Genomic DNA, 18143 nt, shown 5'->3' on the forward strand with positions numbered 1-18143 from the left:
GAGACGCCCCGGAGGGGCACCGAACCCCCACCCGCACGCCAGGCGCACCCCGCGGGGGCACCCGCACCAACCAGCCCGTCCGGCGATTGAGGACAAAAACCCGCACCCCAAGGACCCCGCACCGTCACAGCGCCGCGCCGAACAGCGCGTCCTGCGCCGCCTCCCGCGCCGCGAGCAGCGCGCCGCGCAGGACCGCCGTTCCGCCGAGCAGACCGGCCCTGACCTCGGTGCGCAGCGGAGACATCATGGCCAGGCGTTCCTCGACCCGTGCGGCCAGCGCGTCGCCGCCCGCACGGCCGACCTCGCCCGACAGCAGCACACACCCCGGGTCGAGGACCGAGGCGACGGCTGCCGCGCCCAGGGCCAGCCGGTCGGCGAGGGCGCCGAGGAACGCCTCGCTGTCGCCCGCGCCCGCGAGGGCCGAGCGCACGGCGACCGCCGCGCCCGGTTCCCGGCCGTCGGCCGGGGTGGCGATGCCGTGGACGGCGGCCAGTTCACAGAGCGGCACCGAGCCCACCAGGGAGTGAAACCCGCCGTCGCAGTTGACGGCAGAGGGCGTGCCGATGGTGCCGGGGACCGGCAGGAAGCCGATCTCGCCCGCGCCGCCGGAGGCTCCGCGGCGCAGCTTCCCGTCCAGCATGACGGCCGCGCCGACGCCGTGTCCGAGCCACAGCAGGACGAACGTGTCGCGGTCGCGGGCCGCTCCGACGCGGTGTTCGGCGACGGCGGCGAGATTGGTCTCGTTCTCGACGAGGACGGTCGCGGGCAGCCGCTGCTGGAGCGCCCTGACCAGGGTGCGGTGCCAGGCCGGCAGGCCTGTGGTGTCGCGGAGGTCCCCGGTGACCGGGTCGATCAGACCGGGGGCACCGATCCCGACGCTGTGGAGCGGCGCGGTGCCCGCCCGGCGCGCGGTGCGTTCCACGAGGCCGACGGCCTGCTCGACGGCGTCGTCGGTGGCGGTCTCGCTGCCGATCGGCAGGGTGGCCTCGGCGAGGGTCGCGCCCAGGAGGTCGGCGACGACCACGGCGACACTGTCGGTACGCACGTCGAGGGCGGCCAGGTGGGCGCGGTCGGCGACGATCCCGTAGAGCCGGGCGTTGGGTCCGCGGCGCTCGGCCCCGGACTCGCCGACCACCCGGACCAGCCCCGCTCCCTGAAGCCGTTCGACCAGGTCGGCGACGGTGGGCCGGGAGAGCCCCGTCAAGGTCTTCAGCTGTGTGGCCGTCAGCGGGCCGTCCTGCTGGAGGAGCCGCAGGGCGAGCCGGTCGTTGATGGCCCTGGCGGTGCTCGGTGATGCGGGCATGCCGGGATCCTTCCAGACCGCCGCCGCGGTCGGTGCCGGCACAGTCTATTTATCAGGCAGGGTTCCTGATAGTTTACTGCCCGCATCGTGGAGAAGGGCGCCGGGGGCGTCGGAACCGCGGCATCGGACATTTCCCAGGGGAGGGCACGGCGGTATGACGACGGATTCCACGGCAACGGTCTTCAGCATGGAGCAGGTGAGGCGCGCCAGGTATGCCGTCGCCACGGTCTTCGCCGTGCACGGCGCGGTGACCGGCAGCTTCGCCACGCGGGTGCCGTGGATCCAGGACCACGCCGGGGTCAGCGCGGGGCAGCTCGGTATAGCCCTGGCCTTCCCGGCGATCGGCGCCTCGCTCGCGATGCCGCTGGCCGGTGCGATCAGCCATCGCTTCGGCGCCCGGACCGCGCTGCGCGGGCTGCTGATGCTGTGGACCCTGGCGCTGATCCTGCCCGCCCTGGCCCCCAACCTGCTGACGCTGTGCGGGGCGCTCCTGGTGTATGGGGCGTCGGCGGGCATGTCGGACGTGGCGATGAACGCGCTCGGGGTCGAGGTGGAGAACCGCCTCAACAAGTCGATCATGTCCGGGCTGCACGGGATGTGGAGCGTGGGCGCCCTGATCGGTTCGGCTGCGGGCACGGTGGCCGCCCATCTGGGGGCCGACGCGCGGCTGCACCACGTCATCGCCGCGCTCGTCCTCACCGTACTCGGCCTGCTCGCCTGCCGGCGGGTGCTGGACCTGCGCAGCGAGCCGGACACCGAGGCGCCGCCTCGCTTCGCCCTGCCGCCCAAGTCGGCCCTGATCATCGGTGCGGTGGGCTTCTGCGCGGTGTTCGCGGAGGGCGCCAGCCTGGACTGGTCGGCGATCTACCTCCGGGACGTCCTGGGCAGTTCCGCGGGTCTGGCGGCCGCGTCGACGACCGCGTTCGCGCTGACCATGGCGGTGGCCCGGATCGCCGGCGACCGGGTCGTCGACCGCTTCGGCGCGGTGCGGACCGTACGGACCGGCGGCGCCCTCGCCACGGTCGGCGGGGTGCTGGTGGTCACCGCGCCCAACGCGGCCCTGGCGATGTGCGGGTTCGGTCTGATGGGCCTCGGCATCGCCGTGGTCGTACCGCTCACCTTCGCGGCGGCGGGGCGCAGCGGCCCCAACCCGAGCCAGGCGATCGCGGGTGTCGCGACGATCACCTACACCTCGGGCCTGATCGCCCCGTCGGCGATCGGCTCGCTCGCCGAGGCGACCTCGCTGATCGTCTCCTTCGGTCTGGTGTCGGTGCTGGCCTTCGGGCTGGTGCTCGGAGCCGGTGTGCTGCGGGCGGGCGACCGCAAGACGGTGTCCTCCTCGGACGGCGTTCCGGGCACCGCCGCGGCCGAGCCGCGCCCCTGAGCCGCCCGCGCCCCGAGCCGTCCGGGCACCGGGCGCGGCGGTCCGCGGCCCGGTGCCTTCGTGCCCGGATCCCGGCCGGAGGCAGGTGACCAGCCGGCACTAACATGGCGCTGATCATTTCCGCGGTCCGCGCCGTGCCCCGCGAGGCACCGGCCGGCCGCACCTCCACACAGGGAGCAACCATGGGCGGCCTCGGCGTGCGCTGGACCTTGCGCGGCGACGGAAAGACCCCGGCACCGGGAGCCGTGGTCCGGCCGGACGAACGGCTCACCTGGCCCCGTACGTTCGGGCTCGGCGCCCAGCACGTGGTCGCGATGTTCGGGGCGTCCTTCGTCGCGCCGTAAACCCCATGATGAGTGCGGAGACCAGCGCTCCCCCGCAGAATACGACGGCGCAGGTCGAATCCCCACCCTCACGGCCAGGCCTGTCGGCATGCGCCTGAACCGCGTGGTCCGCTGATCGTCGAACCCCCGGTCCAGCCGGCGAATCTCAGCACCACCCCAGCAACACACAAGGAGCAAGACCATGGCGGGCTTCGGCTGGAAGCTGCACGGCGACGGCAAGAGCCTCGCACCGGGCGAGGTCGTACGACCGGATGAGCGGCTCACCTGGGGGCGCACCGCCGGCCTCGGCGCGCAACACGTGGTCTCCATGATCGGGGCCTGCTTCGTCGCCCCGATCTTGATGGGCCTGGACGCCAACCTCGCCGTCATGGCATCCGGTGCGGCCACCATCCTCTTCCTGCTCATCACCCGTGGCCGTATCCCCAGCTACCTCGGCAGCAGCCTGTCGTTCATCGGCGTGGCCGCCGTCATCAAGACGCAGGGCGGCGACGCGGCAACCCTCACCGGGGCACTGCTGGTCGTGGGAGCGGTCCTCTTCCTGTGCGGGGCGATCGTTCGCGCCCTGGGCGCCCGCATCATCCACGCCGTCCTGCCGCCGGTGGTCACCGGCGCGGTGGTCATGCTCATCGGGTTCAACCTGGCCCCCGTCACCGCCGGCACCTACTGGCCCCAGGATCAGTGGACCGCGCTGCTCACCATGCTCTTCACAGGCTTCGCCCTTGTCGTCCTGCGTGGCTTCTGGTCCCGTATCGCGATCTTCCTCGGCCTGGCCTTCGGCTACCTGATCTCCTGGGTCTTCGACCGCGTCTTCGGCAAGATCCACTCCCCCGCCGGAGGGACCGAAGCGGTCGACCACTGGCGCCTTGACCTCTCGGGGGTGGCCAAGGCCGACTGGATCGGTTTTCCCACCTTCCACGCCCCGAGCTTCTCCCTCTCCGCGGTTCTCGTGGCTCTGCCTGTCGTCATCGCGCTCATCGCCGAGAACGCCGGGCACGTGAAGGCTGTAGGCGAGATGACCGGCGACCCGCTGGACGACAAGCTCGGCACGGCAATCATGGCCGATGGTGCGGCCACTGTGATGGCGACGTCGGTCGGTGGCCCCGCCACGACCACGTACGCCGAGAACATCGGCGTCATGGCCGCCACCCGCGTCTACTCGACCGCTGCCTACTGGTGCGCCGCCGGCTTCGCGATCCTGTTCGGGCTCTGCCCGAAATTCGGTGCCGTCGTGGCCGCCATCCCCGGCGGAGTCCTCGGCGGAATCACCGTCATCCTCTACGGCATGATCGGCCTGCTGGGCGCACAGATCTGGGTCCGCTCCCGCGTCGACCTCTCCAACCCGCTCCACCTCGTGCCCGTGGCCGCGGGACTCATCGTGGGAATCGGCAACGTCAGCCTGACGCTTACCGACAACTTCGAGCTCAGCGGCATCGCCCTGGGGACGTTGATCGTGGTTGTCGGCTACCACGCCCTTCGGGCCCTGGCTCCTGCGCACATGAAGGACGAGCCCCCGCTCGCCGAATCTGGCAACCCGGGGTACGACCGCGGCCGACCGGGCGGATCTTGATCGCGGGCATGCCCGAGACCATCAGGCCGAGCTCTCGCAACGGCCGCCGTCTAACTGAACGCCGGGTTCTGTCGCACTCAGGGAGCGATCACGCTCTGACCTGCACGTATACCGGCACCCGGCTGGCGTTCTTCGCCCTCTGGGACTTCTCAGGAACTTTCAGCCAAGATCCGTGAACCACGCCTCGATCGCGGACAGCCCACGAGAGCCGGCCTGCGGCATGAAGTGCGTGCAGGTCCGGAGTGTGAACGCCGGATCGGAGTGACCCAGCCACTTCGCGAGCGACACGATCGGCTCTCCGGCTTCGAGCATCACCGAGGCACATGTATGACGCAGGGCGTGGACGCCGTGCTCTCGGCTGGGTTCCCGGACTCGCGACGGCTTCTCGCCGGGCTGCTGTGCGGGCAGCGGCGGGATGACTCCGGCGCCGGCGAGCGCGGGCTTCTACGCCTTGGTGTTCCAGGTGGTGCGGTTGATCGCACCACGTCGCCCGGTGTAGACGAGCAGCGGGACGGTCACCTTGCGCCGGTCCTCTCGTGCGAGGTCGGGCTCCTCGGGATCCAGCCAGGGCAGTGTCACGTCGATCGACTCGAAGCGCTCCTGGTGCATGAGGAGCCGCTTCGCGAGAACCTTCGGCAGGGGCGCGTCGCGCTCCTTGCCACCCTTGGGCGGACCGAAGTACAGCTGCGACTTGTACATGAGGATCTGCCGCTCTATGTGCACGGAGTCACCGCGAACGTCGCCTGGGCTGAACCCGAACACCTCACCCTGTCGGAGCCCGCGCCCGACCCCGAGGTCGAGCGCGATCCGGTACGGGTCAGCCAGCGCCCCGCGTACGGCATCAACGCGATCCTGCTGCCAGGCGCGAGCCTTGCGTTCCGGCTTCTTCGACGGCTTGATCGAACTGCTGCCCTTGCACGGGTTACGGAACAGGCGCTTGTCCTCGACGGCAGCTTGCATGATCGCCTTGAGGTACACCCATGCGACATACGCCGTGCTTGATGCCAGTGACCGCTGCACATCGGCCGACCACCTACGCAGCTCCGCGACGCCGATGTCCTTGAGCGCCAGCTCTCCGAGCTGCGGCAGCACATGCCCCCAAATCCGGTGCCGCATGCTTTCCAGCGTCTGAGCAGGGTGCACCTGGGACAGCCACCAGTGCTTCTCGACGTACTCGCGAAGGCTGATCGCGCCATCGCGCGCATCGACGAACTCTCCTCGCCGCGCGTCGGTCTGCGTCTCCGCTAGTGTGATGCGCCAGAAATCCTGATGGTTAGTCAGCACCCTGTTGTCATGTCACATCCCGGCCCTTCTGCTGTGAAGATCACGTTGTCAGGGGAAGAGCGTGCCGAGTTGGTGCGTCGACCATCGGCCGGATCTGGAAGAAGTTCGACCTCAAGCCGCACCTGCAGGACTCCTTCAAACTGTCCACCGACCCGCAGTTCGTCTCCAAGGTCGTCGATGTCGTCGAGATCAAAACCTGGCTGGGCAAACACCCCCGCTTCCACATCCACTTCACTCCGACCGGCTCCTCCTGGATGAACCAGGTCGAGCGGTGGTTCGGCCTACTGACCGACAAGCTCATTCGCCGCGGCGTCCACAGGTCCGTGAAGGCCCTGGAGGACGACATCACCGCATGGATCGACACCTGGAACGAGAACCCAAGGCCCTTCACCTGGACCAAGACCGCCGACGAGATCCTCAACTCCCTCGCCGATTACCTCGCCAAGGTCGGAACCGATAGCCAGCAGACAGGGCAGAACTAACCATCAGGATTTCTGGCGCATCACACTAGCTTGGCCAGGACCACGTCGTGGTCGGGCGAAGACCCAGAACGCTTTCTTCTCCTCGTGGGTGAGGATTCGCAGTCATCCGCGTGACCTGCCAAGCAGCGTGCGCCGCCGCAGCGGCCCGGCAGGCTGCGCCCGCAGCAATACCGGTCAGAGCGGCCACGGATCGGCCCGCCGGCCCATCACGGGCAGGGCCAGGGCGACTCCCGTCTGTTCGGCCTTGCGGGTCAGGAATCCCATGGTGGCCGTGAAGTCGTCCAGGAAACCACGGAAGGGTCTCAGAGAGCGGTCGAGGGGGCGGAAGAAATCGTCCCAGTGGATGGGGACAACGCGCCGGGCGCCCGTGGCTGTGACCAGCCGGTGCCAGTATTCCTCCCGGAACGCTTCGTCCTGCTTGCCGAGCGCGCCGATCCCCAGGTACACGGTGTCGGCGAAGTGACCGTCGAGGGCGCCGGGCAGACTGTGCGCGCTGGCGTGGACCAGGAGTGCGCGTCCGCCGTGCCGCACGTGGAGGGTGTAGCAATCGCCGGTCCTGTAGTCCGTGGCGCGGACCGGCGGCCGCAGTGGCCGGTCGATCCGGCCGGGGGCAAGGTCGCCCGGGCTGTGCCGGGCGGGCAGGGCGGTGAGCGTGAAGCGCCCGATCGTGAACGGTGCGCCGGTGACGGCCGGTTGGAAGCGATCGTCGGGAAAGTCCTGCCCTCGGGCGATGTTACGGGTGGATGGTGAACCGATGAGCCGGGCGCCCGTGGCCGCGGCCACTTCGGGGGCGTCCAGAGCGTGGTCGTAGTGCGAGTGGACGACGAACACGGCATCGAGGCGATCAATGCCGGCCCGATGCAGGCCGGCGGCGATGCGAGTGCGGTCCGGGCGCAGACGCCCGAACCGCATGCGCAGGAGGCCGGGGCGGCTGAAGAACCCGTCGGTGAGGATCGCGGTGTCACCGTCGTCGAGCAGGATCGTGGAAACGCCGAGGAACACGGTGCGCAGCGCTCCCGGCCGGGGCGGCGCCGGTGGCTCGCACAGGTGCGTCCACGGCGCGAGGCTGGGCGCTCGCAGGCCCCGGAGCACGGCCGTCACGCGCGGGCGGTGGTGTTCGGTTTCGGTGCCCATGCCTCGCCCTCGCTCAACTACCCATCCGGAAAGCCTGAATGTCGCCTCGTCAGTATCACCGTGGGCGGGCCGGGCCGCAGCGGGACGACGTCAGTTCGCGGGTTCAGCGTGCCGATTCCCCCGCGAGAAAAGCGAGTTCCGGTGCGCTCGGCTCACCCGGGCGCCACTTTTGACGTCCTGCCAGGTGGCTTCGAGCTGTCGGGGTCGGCGGGGTCAGCCTGAAGGTGTCCGACAACTTCGAGCTGAGCGGTATCGCGCTCGGCACCATCGTCGTGATCACCGGTTACCACGTACTGCGGGCCTTCGCGCCCGCCCATCTGAAGACCCAGGAGCCCCTGCTCGACTCGGGGACGTCCGACTACGACGAGAAGCCGCCGGCCGGCGGGGCCTGACCGCTCAGCCCGTCGCCAGCCGGTACGCGTAGTCGGGGCTGAAGGTGCCGGCCGCGCCCTTGCAGCCGTCGGACTCGCCCGGCAGTTTCACCCACAGATAGGCGTCGATCCGGGTCTCGCCGGTGTCGGTCGTGGGCGCCCTGCCGAGCGCCCGGCCGTCGGGATCGCACCACTCCCCGGCCTTCGGCGCCCCGTTGCCGTTGCGGCTGGTGTCGATGACGGCACCGAGCCGCGCCGGTCCGCCGAGCGCGGCCAGCACCCGGCGGGCGTAGCCGGCCTCGTCCGCCGTGCGGTGGAAATTCGACACATTGGTGAAGATGCCGTCGCCGCTGTCCGCCGCACCGGCCGCCCGCAGCGCGGCGGCCTGTTCCGCGGCCGGGTGCCACCCCGAATGGCCGCCGTCGAAATAGACCCTCGCCCTCGGGTTCGCCGCGTGCAGGGCGCGGCCCGCTCGGGCCAGTGAAGCGTTGCGCGCCGCCCGTTCACTTGCCGGGAGGCAGTCGGAGAGCGCGATGGCGTCCGGTTCCAGGATCACGATCACCGGTCCGTCGCCGAGCCCGGCCGCGAACTCCCGCATCCACGCGTCGTACGCTCCGAGGTCCGGCGCGCCGCCCTGTGAGGCGCCTCCGCAGTCCCGGTCCGGGATGGCGTACGGCACCAGCACCGGCGTGCGTCCCGCCCCGGCCGCTGCCGCGGTCACCGCCCGGACCTGCCCGGTGACGGCTCCCGGGTTGTAGGCGGCGAACCAGACGGCGGCGGGCCTGGCCGCGATCCGTGCCTCGATCAACGGGCGCCGCGGGTCGCTGCGGTGACCGGCGACCCAGTCCAGGACCTGGGAGCCGGGATGGCGGTAGAGCCCGCCGCCGGACGGGACGGCAGGGCTGTGGGACGACCGGGGCGGGGCCGGTTTCCGCGACCGGACCGGATGCGGGGCGTCGGACGCCGACGAGGGCGGCGGGTCAGGCGTCGCCGTCGCGCTGGGCACCCCGGGCAGCGGCGCCACGGTCGGCGACGCGGTGACGCCGGGGCGTGCCGTGGCCCGCTTCCCCTCCCCCGCGACGGCGGAGATCACCCCGGCCGCCGTACCGACGGCCACCACGGCGGAGGCGACGACGGCCATGGCCTGACGGCGGGCACGTCGTCTGCGCTGCCTCAACTCCCTCTGTACGGTGTGGCGTTGTTGACGTATGCCCGACACTCCTCGTTCCCCTCCCCGGCGCCGGGCCACGCTGCCGTCCGGCGCCACCGCGAGCCTATGGGCGGACGGCCGCTCCCGTGGTGCGGCCGGAGGAGTCGGGGGTGCCTCACGGGTTCCGGTCGGGGCTCAGAAGCAGTCGCCGTACCAGTGGACCGCACCGGGCGCCGTGACCGTGGCCCGTACCGACTCGGCCGAGGCGTGCAACGGCCGTGCCATCCCCACGTGTTCGGTGACCTGCCGGGCGTCCGCCAGCAGGGCGGGGAGCGCGGCGCGCACTCCGGGAGTGACGGGAATCCGGACCCGGGCCCGGGTCAGCCCCGCCGCCCGGCCCCGGGAGGCGACGGCGGCGAACAGCGGCCCCAGGCACCCGTCCGCACCCGCGAACTCGCGCACCTCCACACCGTCCCCCGCGTGCCGCGCCACGATCCAGCCGGTGAGCGCGCCGGAAACCGGGTCCCGTGCCACGAGCGACTGCTCGAACGCGCCGTACCAGGCCGGCACGCGCACCGCCCAGTCCTCAGGGGCCCGCAGCGAGCTGAGCGGCCGCTTCGCGTTGTACGCGTGGTGCAGCGCGGCCACCTCCACGGCGTCCCGAGCCGTGGCCGCACGGACCGGGTAGGGCTCCGGAGCGGACGAGGCGGCGAGCGTCCCCTCCGTGTACGTGCTGGCGAACTCCTGCCACCCCGAGCCCCGGTAGACACCCGGCGTCCCGGTGAACAGCAGGGACCAGGCGCACTGTTCGGCCGTCATGGTGCGCTCCGCCGCCACCAGCAGCCGGCGCACCAGCCCCTGCCCCCTGGCCTCGGGGCGGGTCGCCACGCTGCCGATGCCGCCGACGCGCCGCGGGGTGCCGTCCGCGTCCCGGATCAGCCTCGGTACGTAGACGACGACCGCGTCGATCCCCTCCCCCGCGTCGTTCTGCGCGACGAACGTGTGCCGGTGGCGGTCCAGGTCGAGCGCGTGCAGGGCGGCCAGGTGCGGGGACTCGAAACACCGCTTCCACAGGGCTGACAGCCCGGGATCGTCGGCCGCCGTGGCGGTGCGGACGGTGGCGCTCACAGGATCAGGTTCCCGTCCGTGCGCACCCGGTCGCCGTCCTCGGGCATCGCCCCGCGCCGCGTACCGTCCTCCACGCACGCGGTGTGCAGGACCGAGTCCAGGGCGTCCGGGGCGAGGTGGAGGACTCCGCCGGTGAAGCGGCTCCCGGTCGCCGCGTAGTGATTGGTGCCGTCCGCGATACGGACATGTGCGGTGTCCGCTCCGGCGGCGGTGCTGCTGAGGCCGGTGAGGTCCCAGGTGGTGGTCCCGGAGCCGGCCGCCCGGCCGAGCAGCGCCTTGGCCTTGTTGCCGCCGGTGATCCTGGTGCCTCCGGTGACGGTGATCCGCTGGTCGCGCACTCCGCTGAGTTCGATGCCGGTGTTGTGGAACGTACCGCCGTCCAAGCGGAGATCGGCCGACCCCACCGAGAGGGGGGCCGCGTCGTCGGCGCCGGTGACGGTGCAGTCGGTGAAGTGGACGGGGCCCGCACCGCGCAGGACGACGCCGTCGACGCCCTTGAACGTGCAGCGCACGAAGTGGACGGGCGCGGTGACCGGGGTCTGGACGAGGACGGCTCCGGCGGGCGGTTCGAAGGCGCAGTCGCTGATGGTGGTCGGCCGGGTGGAGCGGTCCGAGCGCTGGGCGACGGCGAAGGTCTTCGCGGTGCAGCCGCGCACCTGGGCCCCGTCGGCGTTCACGGTGAGGGTGCCGGCCTGGTCGAAGGTGGGGCGCGCGATCACCGTGACGTCTTCGAGGGTGAGATCGGTGATCTTCGTATTGGCGGTGAACCAGGAGCAGACATGTCTGCGTACGGTGATCCGCTTGGCGGAAATACCCCACTGGGCACCCGAGTTGGCTATGTCCATCAGCCCGGAGTTGCCGTCGAAGAGCAGATCGTGCTCGTACTGGCCGTGGGTGGTGAAGGGGTTGCCGCCCGCGTCGTCGCCGTCACCGTGGCAGTTCACGACGGTGCAGTAGGCGGAGGCGGTGAGGTCGTTGAGATGGCGCACATTGCTGGTCGTGCAGTCGGCGACCCGGCCGTACAGGCAGTAGATCTGCTGGGTGAGGTAGCCCGCGCCGCCGTACTCGACGGTGGGCGGGTTCTTCAGCGAGCAGTCCTCGGTACGAAAGCGGGTGCACCAGCGGCGCATGACGACCGGCCAGAAGGTGCCGGTGGCGTGGATGCCGGAGACGTCGCAGCCGACCGCGTACTCGAAGCTGACGGGGTGGGAGCCGGTGTACTCGTCGGTTCCCGCGCCCTCGAAGAGCATGTTGCGGATGTGGGTGTTGCGGACCGGTTCGACGCGGGTCCAGGTGAGGGTGCGGCCCGCGGCGAGTTCCCAGCCGTTGAGGTAGCCGATCCTGATGTGGCCCACGTCGACGATCTCGGTGATCTCGACCAGTTTCTGGAGCTCGCGCTCGTCACCGCCGCCGCCCGCGACCGGGTCGACCTGCACCGCCCACCACTGGCCGACCGCGAAGGCCTTCGCGTCGGGAACCGGGAAGGTGTCGGTGAGCTCGATGACCTTGCCGGACAGCGCGTGTTTGACGGTGGTGTCGGTGATGGTGCCGCGGAAGGAGAGGACGGCGCCGAAGGGGTTGTCGTGGGTGTTCTTCTCGATGCCTGTGGTGTGGATGTGGTGTCCGCCGAAGTCGAGTTCGATGTTCGAGCGGTCGAAGAGGTGGCGCTTGGTGAAGAGGAGGTCGGTGTGGGCTTCGATGCGGTGGACGGTCTTGTCGTTGACCATGGCGTCGAGTGCGGCGTCGGCGGGGGCTTTCGCGTCGGAGTGGCCGAAGGTGCGGAAGTCGAGCGTTCCGGTGTGGAGCTGGTGCCAGCGTCCGGTCCTGGCCCCGGTGGGGGCGATGACGGTGCCGCCGTTGTGCGTGGTGGTGGATTTCTTGTTCCAGCGCAGGGCCATGGCGCCGCCGTCGCCGGGGGCGTGGTAGCCGGCCAGCAGGATCTGGGTGCCGTCGGCGAGCGGCTTGGTGTTCAGGGCCCGCAGCGCGGCGACGGTGTCCAGGTTCAGGACGTCGCCGGTGTGTGCGGGTGCGGCCTGGGCGGATCCGGTGGCCACGGCCGAACCGGCCATGACCAGACCGGCGAGACCCGAAACCCGCAGCAGATTCCGGCGGGACGATGCAGAGGCGGACATGACGGAGGTGCTCCTCGCGTGGTCGGTGCGTGCTCGATGGGACTCGAAGGGAACCGGCTGCCGCCCGGTCGCGGTCAGATCGTGTTGCGGTACGGCGGCATGAAGCGCATCCGCGGCATCTGGTCGGCCAGCACCCCGCCGTCCACGACGATCCGCGCCCCGGTGAGGTAAGCCCCCGCGTCCGAGGCGAGCAGCAGCAGGGCGCCCACGCACTCGTCGGGCCGCGCGTACCGGCCGAGCGGGATGCGCTCGCGGTACGCGGACTCGAAGGCCTCCCGGTCGAAGGGGAACTCGCCGTCGATGGGGGTCTCGACCATGCCCGGGGCGAGGGTGTTGGCGGTGATGCCGTGCGGGGCGAGTTCGACCGCCAGGGTCTCTGTGAGCAGTTGGGCGGCGGCCTTGGAGGCGTTGTAGTGGGCCAGTCCGGCCTCGGCCACCAGGGCGTTCTTCGAGGTGATGGTGATGATGCGGCCGGCGACGGAGTCCGCCGTCATGTGTTCGGCGATGCGCTGGCTGAGGAAGAACACCGCGTCCACGTTGACCCGCATGATGTGCGACCAACTGGCCGGGGTGATCTCGTTGAAGCGTTCCAGCGCCGCCGTGCCCGCGTTGTTGACCAGGATGTGCAGCGGCCCGGTCTCGGCGCGTACGGCGTCGACGAAGCCCGCCAGCGCCTCGATGTCCGCGAGGTCCTGGCCGTAGGTGCGGCAGCGCCGCCCGAGGGCCTCGACCTCCGCCGCGGTCTCGGTGAGGCCCTCGGCGCCGGGGAGGTCGACGAGCACCAGGTCGGCACCCGCCTCGGCGAGCCCGACGGCGAAGGACCGGCCCAGGCCCCGGGCGGCCCCGGTCACCATCGCGGTGCGGCCGGTCAGGTCGAAGCGGTCGGTTCCACGGGGCGGGACGGCTGCGGTCATGGCGGGGATCCTCCAGGCGGAGACGTACGGAACCGAATGGTGCGGGTACGGAACCAGATGCTGCGGGTGCGGAACCGAATGGTGCGGGTACGGAACGAAAGGGTCCGGACCGCCGCGCGGGGGACACTTGGGTGTTGCGCGGCGGCCCGGCTACCGGCCGGCGCCCGTGGACAGGGGGGTGAACCCGGGCACCGTACCGGCAGTTCGTGGGAACGGCCAGGTCAGCCGTTCAGGCCCAGCAGATCGAGTGAGGGCCGGTGGATGATCTCCTCGATCGCGTCCGCGTCCAGCGGCGGCAGCCCCGGAATGCCGCGGACGCGGGCGATCTCCCGCAGCCCCTTCACCGAGTCGTCGACCGTGGTGAACGGGTAGTCGCTGCCGAACAGCACCTTGTGGAAGACCCCGTAGTCCTGGACCAGCCGCAGGCTGTGCCAGAGCTGGAAGGGCCGGTAGTGCAGGGCGCTGAGGTCGGCGTACACGTGCGGATGCTTGCGGATGACCGCGATGCACTCGCCCTCGAAGGGGTGGCCGAGGTGGGCCAGGACCATCCGCAGCTCGGGATGGCGGATGGCGACGGCGTCCAGGTGGCGGGGCATCGCCCACTCCAGCGGCGCACTGGACACGAAGGTCGTGCCCGTGTGCACCAGGAGCGGCAGCCCGTGCCGTTCGGCGTACGCGTACAGCTCGTCGTACTCCTCCGCGGCCGGGTCGAAGCCCGCGTACATCGGCATCAGCTTGATGCCGCGCAGGCCCAGCTCCTGGTGGCCGTAGCGCAGTTCCTCCTGCCAGCCGGGCTGGGTGGGGTCGAGCGCCAGGTAGCCGATGAGCCGGTCGGGGTGTTCTCCGACGTACGCGGCCACGGCGGCGTCGTCCACCCAGAGCCCGCTGCGCCGGGCCTTGCCGCCGACGACGATCGTGCGGGTGGACTCGGGTGCGGTGGCGGCGTACTCCTCCCACTTCACCGTGAGGTCGACCTCGCCCGCGTGGGCGCGGGCGGAGTCGGAGCTGAACGGGTCGGTGAAGTCGTGGCTGTGCCGGAAGAGATGGGAGTGGACGTCGACGATCATGTGCGGTTCCGCTTCTCCCAGCCGTCCGCGAACATGTTCCAGAAGCGGTGGCTGGGCGGGTGTTCCTCGAACACCTCGTCGACGAGTTCGACGCCGAGCCCCGGGGCGGTCGGCAGGCCGATCCGGCCGTCCTCCATCGGGAGGGTGCCCTTGAGTGCGTCGAAGACGAACGGCTCCAGGAGCCCGTCGAAGGTTTCGAGGATCTTGAAGTTGGGGATTCCGAGCGCCGCGTGCACCGAGACGGTGGTGCAGAGCGGGGAGTTGGAGTTGTGCGGGGCCACGAGCATGCCGTGGGTGTCGGCGATCGCGGCGAGCTTCCTGACCTCGGTGAAGCCGCCGGCCATGGAGAGATCGGGCTGGATGATGTCGACGGCGTTCGTGGCGAAGAGCTGCTTGTACTCGTAGCGGTTGTGGAAGTGCTCACCGCCGGAGATCGGGAACGCGGCGCGCCGGCGCAGTTCCGCGTACCGCTCGATGTGGGTCCAGGGCATCGGCTCCTCGAACCAGCCGATGTCGAAGGGCTCCAGCTCCCGCACCAGCCGGGCGGCGGTCGGCATGGCGAACCGGGCATGGCCCTCGATGAAGAGGTCGATGTCGGGTCCGATGGCCTCCCGGACCGCGGCCACGAGGTCGATGGAACGGCGCAGCTCGGCGCGCTCCAGCTCGTGCAGGCCGGGGCCGAACGGGTCGAACTTGAGGGCGGTGAAGCCCTTCGCGACCGTCTCCTTCGCCTTGGCGGCGAAGGTCTCGGGCTCGCGCTCACCGGTGTACCAGCCGTTGGCGTAGACGCGGACGTCGTCCCGGCAGGCGCCGCCGGTCAGCCGGTAGGCGGGGACGCCGAGCGCCTTGCCCATCAGGTCGTACATCGCCTGGTCGAGGCCGGACAGGGCGATGCCGCCCATGTCGCCGCCGCGCAGGAAGTCGCCCTGGTAGACGCGGAGCCAGAGTTCCTCGATGTCGAAGGGGTCGGCGCCGATCAGGTGCCGCCCGGCGATGGCCTCGGTGAGCGCGCAGACCTCGCTCACCCGGTAGGGGTGGGTGATCTCGCCGATGCCGGACAGGCCCTCGTCGGTGTGGACCCGGACATAACCGAAGTCGCGCCAGGAGGTGCCGAGCATCAGGGTCTCGACGCGGGTGATCCGTCCGGCGGGGCCGGCGGGGCGGGTGCGGTTGACGGTCAGCATCAGCGGGTCGCCCCGCCCATGGTGGAGGTGTTCTCCAGGTCGCGGGCGCCCCCGTCGGCGAGGACGGCCTTGACCGCGGCCTCTGTGCCCTCGATGAGGCGGTCCACGTCGGCATCGGTGTGCGCGTAGCTGATGTGGCTGCGCTTGAGGTTGAGCGGCAGCTCGAACAGGCCGTGCTCCAGGAGTTCGCGGCGGTAGCCGACGAACAGCGAGGCGTCGTTGTTCAGCAGGTCCGCGTAGGTGCGGGGCGCCTCGCCCGGCATGAAGTAGCTGACGAAGACGGAGCCGTAGCCGGTGACGACGGCGGGGACCCCGAGGCGCTCGTACAGTCCGGTCAGTTCGCTGCGGACGCGGCCGCCGAGCCGGAAGACGTGGTCGTGGACCGGCTCCTCGCGGAGTTTGCGCAGGGTGGCGAGGGCGGCGGCGACGACGGAGGGGTGTCCGTTGTACGTGCCGGCGAAGAAGGCCGGGGCGCCGGGGCGGGTGGAGAAGAGGTCCATCAGGTCTGCGCGGCCGCCGATCGCGCCGACGGGGGCGCCGTTGGCGATGGCCTTGCCGAGGGTGGTGAGGTCGGGGATGACGCCGGAGATCTCCTGCCAGCCGCCGAGGCCGTGGCGGAAGCCGGTGATGACCTCGTCGAAGATCAGGACGCTGCCGGCCTTCGTGGTCTCCTCGCGCAGTGCGGTCAGGAACTCCTGGTACGGGAGGAGGGCGCCGACGTTGTGCGGGACGGGCTCGACGATGACGGCGGCGATGTCGGAGCCGTGCTCGGCGAAGGTGCGCCGGACGGCCTCGCTGTCGTTGAACGGCAGGACGAGGGTGGCTTCGAGGACCTCGGGCAGGATGCCGGTCGAGATCGGGTCGTGTCCGCCGACCTTCTCGGGCGCGGAGATGACGTTGAGGCTGACCGAGTCGTGCCAGCCGTGGTAGCAGCCCTGGAACTTGACGACGAGGCGGCGGCCGGTGGCGGCGCGGGAGACGCGCAGCGCGTGGAACGTGGCCTCGCTGCCGGTGCTGGTGAGCAGCACCTTCTCGATCGAGGGGATCAGTTCGGTGAGCTGTTCGGCGAGGAGGACCTCGCCCTCGGTGACGCCGACACCCATGTGACCGAGGGTCGCGCCTGCCTTGGCGGTCGCGGCGGCCACGTCTGGGTCGTTGTGGCCGAGCAGCGGCGGGCCGAACGCCGAGTGGAAGTCGGTGTACTCGCGTCCGTCGGCGGTACGGAACCGTGCGCCGTCGGTTCCGGTGACGACCAGGTCGGTCAGTCCGGGAACGCTGCGCTGACCGCTGTTCACGCCGCCGGGTACGACCTGGCGGGCGCGTTCGGCGAGTCGGGCTCCGGATTCGTTGCCTACCGGGCCTGAACTCATGGTGCTTGCTCCTTGCGTCGAGAGTCGTCGGTTTTCGCGGGCCCTGCCCGGCCCGTGAGTCCCTGGCGCCATCCGCCCGGCAGTCGCCGCAGGAAGAGGTGATCCGTGGTGCTCGGTACTGCGTTTCACTTTTTCAGAACACTGTTCTGTAGAGCCGAACAGTGCCTGGATGTTACGTCCGCCCCTGGAGTCGGTCAACCCCCTTTCGGCCACTCAAGGCCCTGATTCCGGGCTTTCCTTGACTCGGACGTACGTTCCGGGGCCTCAAAGGCACTAGTCTGTTCTGCTATGACGAACAGTGCTGCCCCTGAAGAACCGAAGTACTGGGTCAAGAGCGTGGCCAGGGCAGCCGACATCCTCGAAGCTCTCGCCGCTCCCTCGCAGGGGAACGGCCTGAGCGTCACCGAGGTCGGCCAGGTCTGCTCCATCTCCAAGAGCGCCGCATTCGGCATGCTCCAGACCCTGCGCGCCTACGGCCTCGTCTCGGACGACGGCGAGGGCATGAACCGCCGCTACCGGCTCGGCATGAGCCTGGCCAGGCTCGGCGACCGGGCCAGGTCCCAGGTCTCGTTGCGCGGGGTCGCCCACCCCGTCCTGCGCGAACTCACCCGGGCCACCGGCATGGCCTCCAGGCTCGCCGTCCCCGAGGACGGCCACGCGGTCGTGGTGGACCAGGTCGAGCTCGACCAGCGCGTCCGGCTCGACCTGCGGATGGGCCAGCGCGAGCTGCCGCACTGCACGGGCCTGGGCAAGGCGCTGCTCTCGGCGGTGCCGCCGGGCGAGGCGGCCTCGATCGTCGAGCGGTTCGGGCTCCCTCGGCGCACGTCCCGCACGATCACCGACCAGGCGACCTTCCTGTCCCATCTGCGCGACATCGCCCGGGTCGGCTACGCCCTGGACGACGAGGAGGACGCCGAGGGCATCATCTGCATCGGCGCACCGGTCTTCGACGACCGCTCGGTGTGTGCCGGAGCCGTCTCCATCACCGGTCTCAAGCTCGGCCTGCCGGCCTGGCGCTACCAGGAACTGGGCGGACAGGTGCGGGACTCGGCCCGCCGGATCAGCCTCTCCCTGGGCTGGGTCGACGACCCGGAGGACGACACTTCGGACACCGCCGCGGCGCATTCCGACGAAATCGGGTCTTGACCGATCGGCACAACCCGCCGTAGGTTCCCTGCCAACCGCGGTGACACTCACCCGTCACCGCCGATTTACCCCTCCCGGTCCGATTCCGACGCCTGCCCACCGCGTCGTGAACATCCGACGGCCGGACCCTTTTCAGCCATCCGCCTCAGGGCAGTCCACCGCAGGAACGCTCCCTCACTTGTC

The 18143-nt window shown here is 70.8% G+C and carries 16 protein-coding genes and 2 pseudogenes; 6 read left to right on the forward strand and 12 right to left on the reverse strand.

The features are described 5' to 3' along the window. Nucleotides 1–124: 124 nt before the first annotated feature. On the reverse strand, nucleotides 125–1303 hold the full coding sequence (locus ACIQM0_RS11585; protein WP_401285812.1) for an ROK family transcriptional regulator: 1179 nt from the start codon (nucleotides 1301–1303) through the stop codon (nucleotides 125–127). Nucleotides 1304–1457: 154 nt separating this feature from the next. Between ACIQM0_RS11585 and ACIQM0_RS11590 the strand changes: the two genes are divergently transcribed. From ACIQM0_RS11590 to ACIQM0_RS11600, 3 genes are all read left to right on the forward strand, one after another. Continuing rightward, nucleotides 1458–2687: an MFS transporter gene (locus ACIQM0_RS11590; RefSeq protein ID WP_401285813.1), complete on the forward strand. Its 1230-nt coding sequence runs from the start codon at nucleotides 1458–1460 to the stop codon at nucleotides 2685–2687. Between the two features lie 104 nt (nucleotides 2688–2791). Continuing rightward, nucleotides 2792–3031, forward strand: coding sequence for a hypothetical protein (locus ACIQM0_RS11595; protein ID WP_401285814.1), 240 nt, complete (start codon nucleotides 2792–2794; stop codon nucleotides 3029–3031). Between the two features lie 181 nt (nucleotides 3032–3212). Beyond that, the gene (locus ACIQM0_RS11600) at nucleotides 3213–4598 is read left to right on the forward strand and encodes a uracil-xanthine permease family protein (RefSeq protein ID WP_401285815.1); all 1386 of its coding nucleotides are present in this window, start codon (nucleotides 3213–3215) and stop codon (nucleotides 4596–4598) included. Nucleotides 4599–4757: 159 nt separating this feature from the next. Here ACIQM0_RS11600 and ACIQM0_RS11605 read toward each other — a convergent pair whose 3' ends face one another. From ACIQM0_RS11605 to ACIQM0_RS11615, 3 genes are read right to left on the reverse strand one after another with little or no spacing between them, the layout of a single operon-like run. Next, nucleotides 4758–5015, reverse strand: a complete 258-nt coding sequence (locus tag ACIQM0_RS11605; RefSeq protein ID WP_401286121.1) for a tyrosine-type recombinase/integrase — start codon at nucleotides 5013–5015, stop codon at nucleotides 4758–4760. A gap of 27 nt (nucleotides 5016–5042) precedes the next feature. Further along, complete coding sequence (locus ACIQM0_RS11610) at nucleotides 5043–5882, reverse strand: hypothetical protein (protein WP_401285816.1); 840 nt, start codon at nucleotides 5880–5882, stop codon at nucleotides 5043–5045. Then, nucleotides 5876–6112 (reverse strand): hypothetical protein, encoded by a 237-nt coding sequence (locus tag ACIQM0_RS11615; protein ID WP_401285817.1) that lies wholly within the window; start codon nucleotides 6110–6112, stop codon nucleotides 5876–5878. The genes ACIQM0_RS11610 and ACIQM0_RS11615 overlap by 7 nt, the downstream gene beginning before the upstream one ends. On the opposite strand from ACIQM0_RS11615, the pseudogene ACIQM0_RS11620 reads away from it, so the two are divergent. After that, nucleotides 6071–6364, forward strand: a pseudogene (locus ACIQM0_RS11620) (IS630 family transposase); the annotation flags it as partial. The gene ACIQM0_RS11615 and the pseudogene ACIQM0_RS11620 overlap by 42 nt on opposite strands. A gap of 174 nt (nucleotides 6365–6538) precedes the next feature. Here the strand turns inward: ACIQM0_RS11620 and ACIQM0_RS11625 are convergent. Beyond that, complete coding sequence (locus ACIQM0_RS11625; protein WP_401285818.1) at nucleotides 6539–7498, reverse strand: MBL fold metallo-hydrolase; 960 nt, start codon at nucleotides 7496–7498, stop codon at nucleotides 6539–6541. Between the two features lie 197 nt (nucleotides 7499–7695). Between ACIQM0_RS11625 and ACIQM0_RS11630 the strand changes: the two are divergent. Then, nucleotides 7696–7890, forward strand: a pseudogene (locus ACIQM0_RS11630) (nitrate reductase); the annotation flags it as partial. 4 nt (nucleotides 7891–7894) lie between these two features. Here the strand turns inward: ACIQM0_RS11630 and ACIQM0_RS11635 are convergent. The 7 genes from ACIQM0_RS11635 to ACIQM0_RS11665 all read right to left on the reverse strand — a co-directional run bounded on the left by ACIQM0_RS11635 (nucleotide 7895) and on the right by ACIQM0_RS11665 (nucleotide 16814). Beyond that, complete coding sequence (locus ACIQM0_RS11635; protein WP_401285819.1) at nucleotides 7895–9010, reverse strand: glycoside hydrolase family 6 protein; 1116 nt, start codon at nucleotides 9008–9010, stop codon at nucleotides 7895–7897. Nucleotides 9011–9214: 204 nt separating this feature from the next. Further along, entirely contained in the window at nucleotides 9215–10147 is a 933-nt protein-coding gene (locus tag ACIQM0_RS11640) for a GNAT family N-acetyltransferase (RefSeq protein WP_401285820.1), read from the reverse strand. Further along, nucleotides 10144–12279 (reverse strand): peptidase C14, encoded by a 2136-nt coding sequence (locus ACIQM0_RS11645; RefSeq protein ID WP_401285821.1) that lies wholly within the window; start codon nucleotides 12277–12279, stop codon nucleotides 10144–10146. Before ACIQM0_RS11645 ends, ACIQM0_RS11640 begins: the two co-directional genes overlap by 4 nt. A 74-nt stretch (nucleotides 12280–12353) precedes the next feature. Next, nucleotides 12354–13193 carry an SDR family NAD(P)-dependent oxidoreductase gene (locus ACIQM0_RS11650; protein WP_401285822.1) on the reverse strand — a complete coding sequence of 280 codons (840 nt, stop codon included), beginning with the start codon at nucleotides 13191–13193 and terminating at the stop codon, nucleotides 12354–12356. A gap of 221 nt (nucleotides 13194–13414) precedes the next feature. Continuing rightward, nucleotides 13415–14260 carry an amidohydrolase family protein gene (locus tag ACIQM0_RS11655; protein ID WP_401285823.1) on the reverse strand — a complete coding sequence of 282 codons (846 nt, stop codon included), beginning with the start codon at nucleotides 14258–14260 and terminating at the stop codon, nucleotides 13415–13417. Beyond that, entirely contained in the window at nucleotides 14257–15444 is a 1188-nt protein-coding gene (locus tag ACIQM0_RS11660) for a mandelate racemase/muconate lactonizing enzyme family protein (protein ID WP_401285824.1), read from the reverse strand. The genes ACIQM0_RS11655 and ACIQM0_RS11660 overlap by 4 nt, the downstream gene beginning before the upstream one ends. After that, entirely contained in the window at nucleotides 15444–16814 is a 1371-nt protein-coding gene (locus ACIQM0_RS11665) for an aspartate aminotransferase family protein (protein ID WP_401285825.1), read from the reverse strand. The genes ACIQM0_RS11660 and ACIQM0_RS11665 overlap by 1 nt, the downstream gene beginning before the upstream one ends. A 288-nt stretch (nucleotides 16815–17102) precedes the next feature. Here ACIQM0_RS11665 and ACIQM0_RS11670 point away from each other — a divergent pair, with 288 nt between their 5' ends. Next, nucleotides 17103–17960: an IclR family transcriptional regulator gene (locus ACIQM0_RS11670; protein ID WP_401285826.1), complete on the forward strand. Its 858-nt coding sequence runs from the start codon at nucleotides 17103–17105 to the stop codon at nucleotides 17958–17960. Nucleotides 17961–18143 lie beyond the last annotated feature (183 nt).

Source organism: Streptomyces sp. NPDC091387 (genome assembly GCF_044756945.1).
In the GTDB taxonomy this organism is placed as follows: Bacteria; Actinomycetota; Actinomycetes; order Streptomycetales; family Streptomycetaceae; genus Streptomyces.

Coding starts and splice junctions, on each gene's coding strand:
- ACIQM0_RS11600 (WP_401285815.1), top strand. CDS start 3,213: ATGGCGGGCTTCGGCTGGAAGCTGCACGGCGACGGCAAGAGCCTCGCA.
- ACIQM0_RS11585 (WP_401285812.1), bottom strand. CDS start 1,303: ATGCCCGCATCACCGAGCACCGCCAGGGCCATCAACGACCGGCTCGCC.
- ACIQM0_RS11660 (WP_401285824.1), bottom strand. CDS start 15,444: ATGCTGACCGTCAACCGCACCCGCCCCGCCGGCCCCGCCGGACGGATC.
- ACIQM0_RS11625 (WP_401285818.1), bottom strand. CDS start 7,498: ATGGGCACCGAAACCGAACACCACCGCCCGCGCGTGACGGCCGTGCTC.
- ACIQM0_RS11635 (WP_401285819.1), bottom strand. CDS start 9,010: ATGGCCGTCGTCGCCTCCGCCGTGGTGGCCGTCGGTACGGCGGCCGGG.
- ACIQM0_RS11650 (WP_401285822.1), bottom strand. CDS start 13,193: ATGACCGCAGCCGTCCCGCCCCGTGGAACCGACCGCTTCGACCTGACC.
- ACIQM0_RS11670 (WP_401285826.1), top strand. CDS start 17,103: ATGACGAACAGTGCTGCCCCTGAAGAACCGAAGTACTGGGTCAAGAGC.
- ACIQM0_RS11655 (WP_401285823.1), bottom strand. CDS start 14,260: ATGATCGTCGACGTCCACTCCCATCTCTTCCGGCACAGCCACGACTTC.
- ACIQM0_RS11590 (WP_401285813.1), top strand. CDS start 1,458: ATGACGACGGATTCCACGGCAACGGTCTTCAGCATGGAGCAGGTGAGG.
- ACIQM0_RS11645 (WP_401285821.1), bottom strand. CDS start 12,279: ATGTCCGCCTCTGCATCGTCCCGCCGGAATCTGCTGCGGGTTTCGGGT.
- ACIQM0_RS11595 (WP_401285814.1), top strand. CDS start 2,792: ATGGCGCTGATCATTTCCGCGGTCCGCGCCGTGCCCCGCGAGGCACCG.
- ACIQM0_RS11665 (WP_401285825.1), bottom strand. CDS start 16,814: ATGAGTTCAGGCCCGGTAGGCAACGAATCCGGAGCCCGACTCGCCGAA.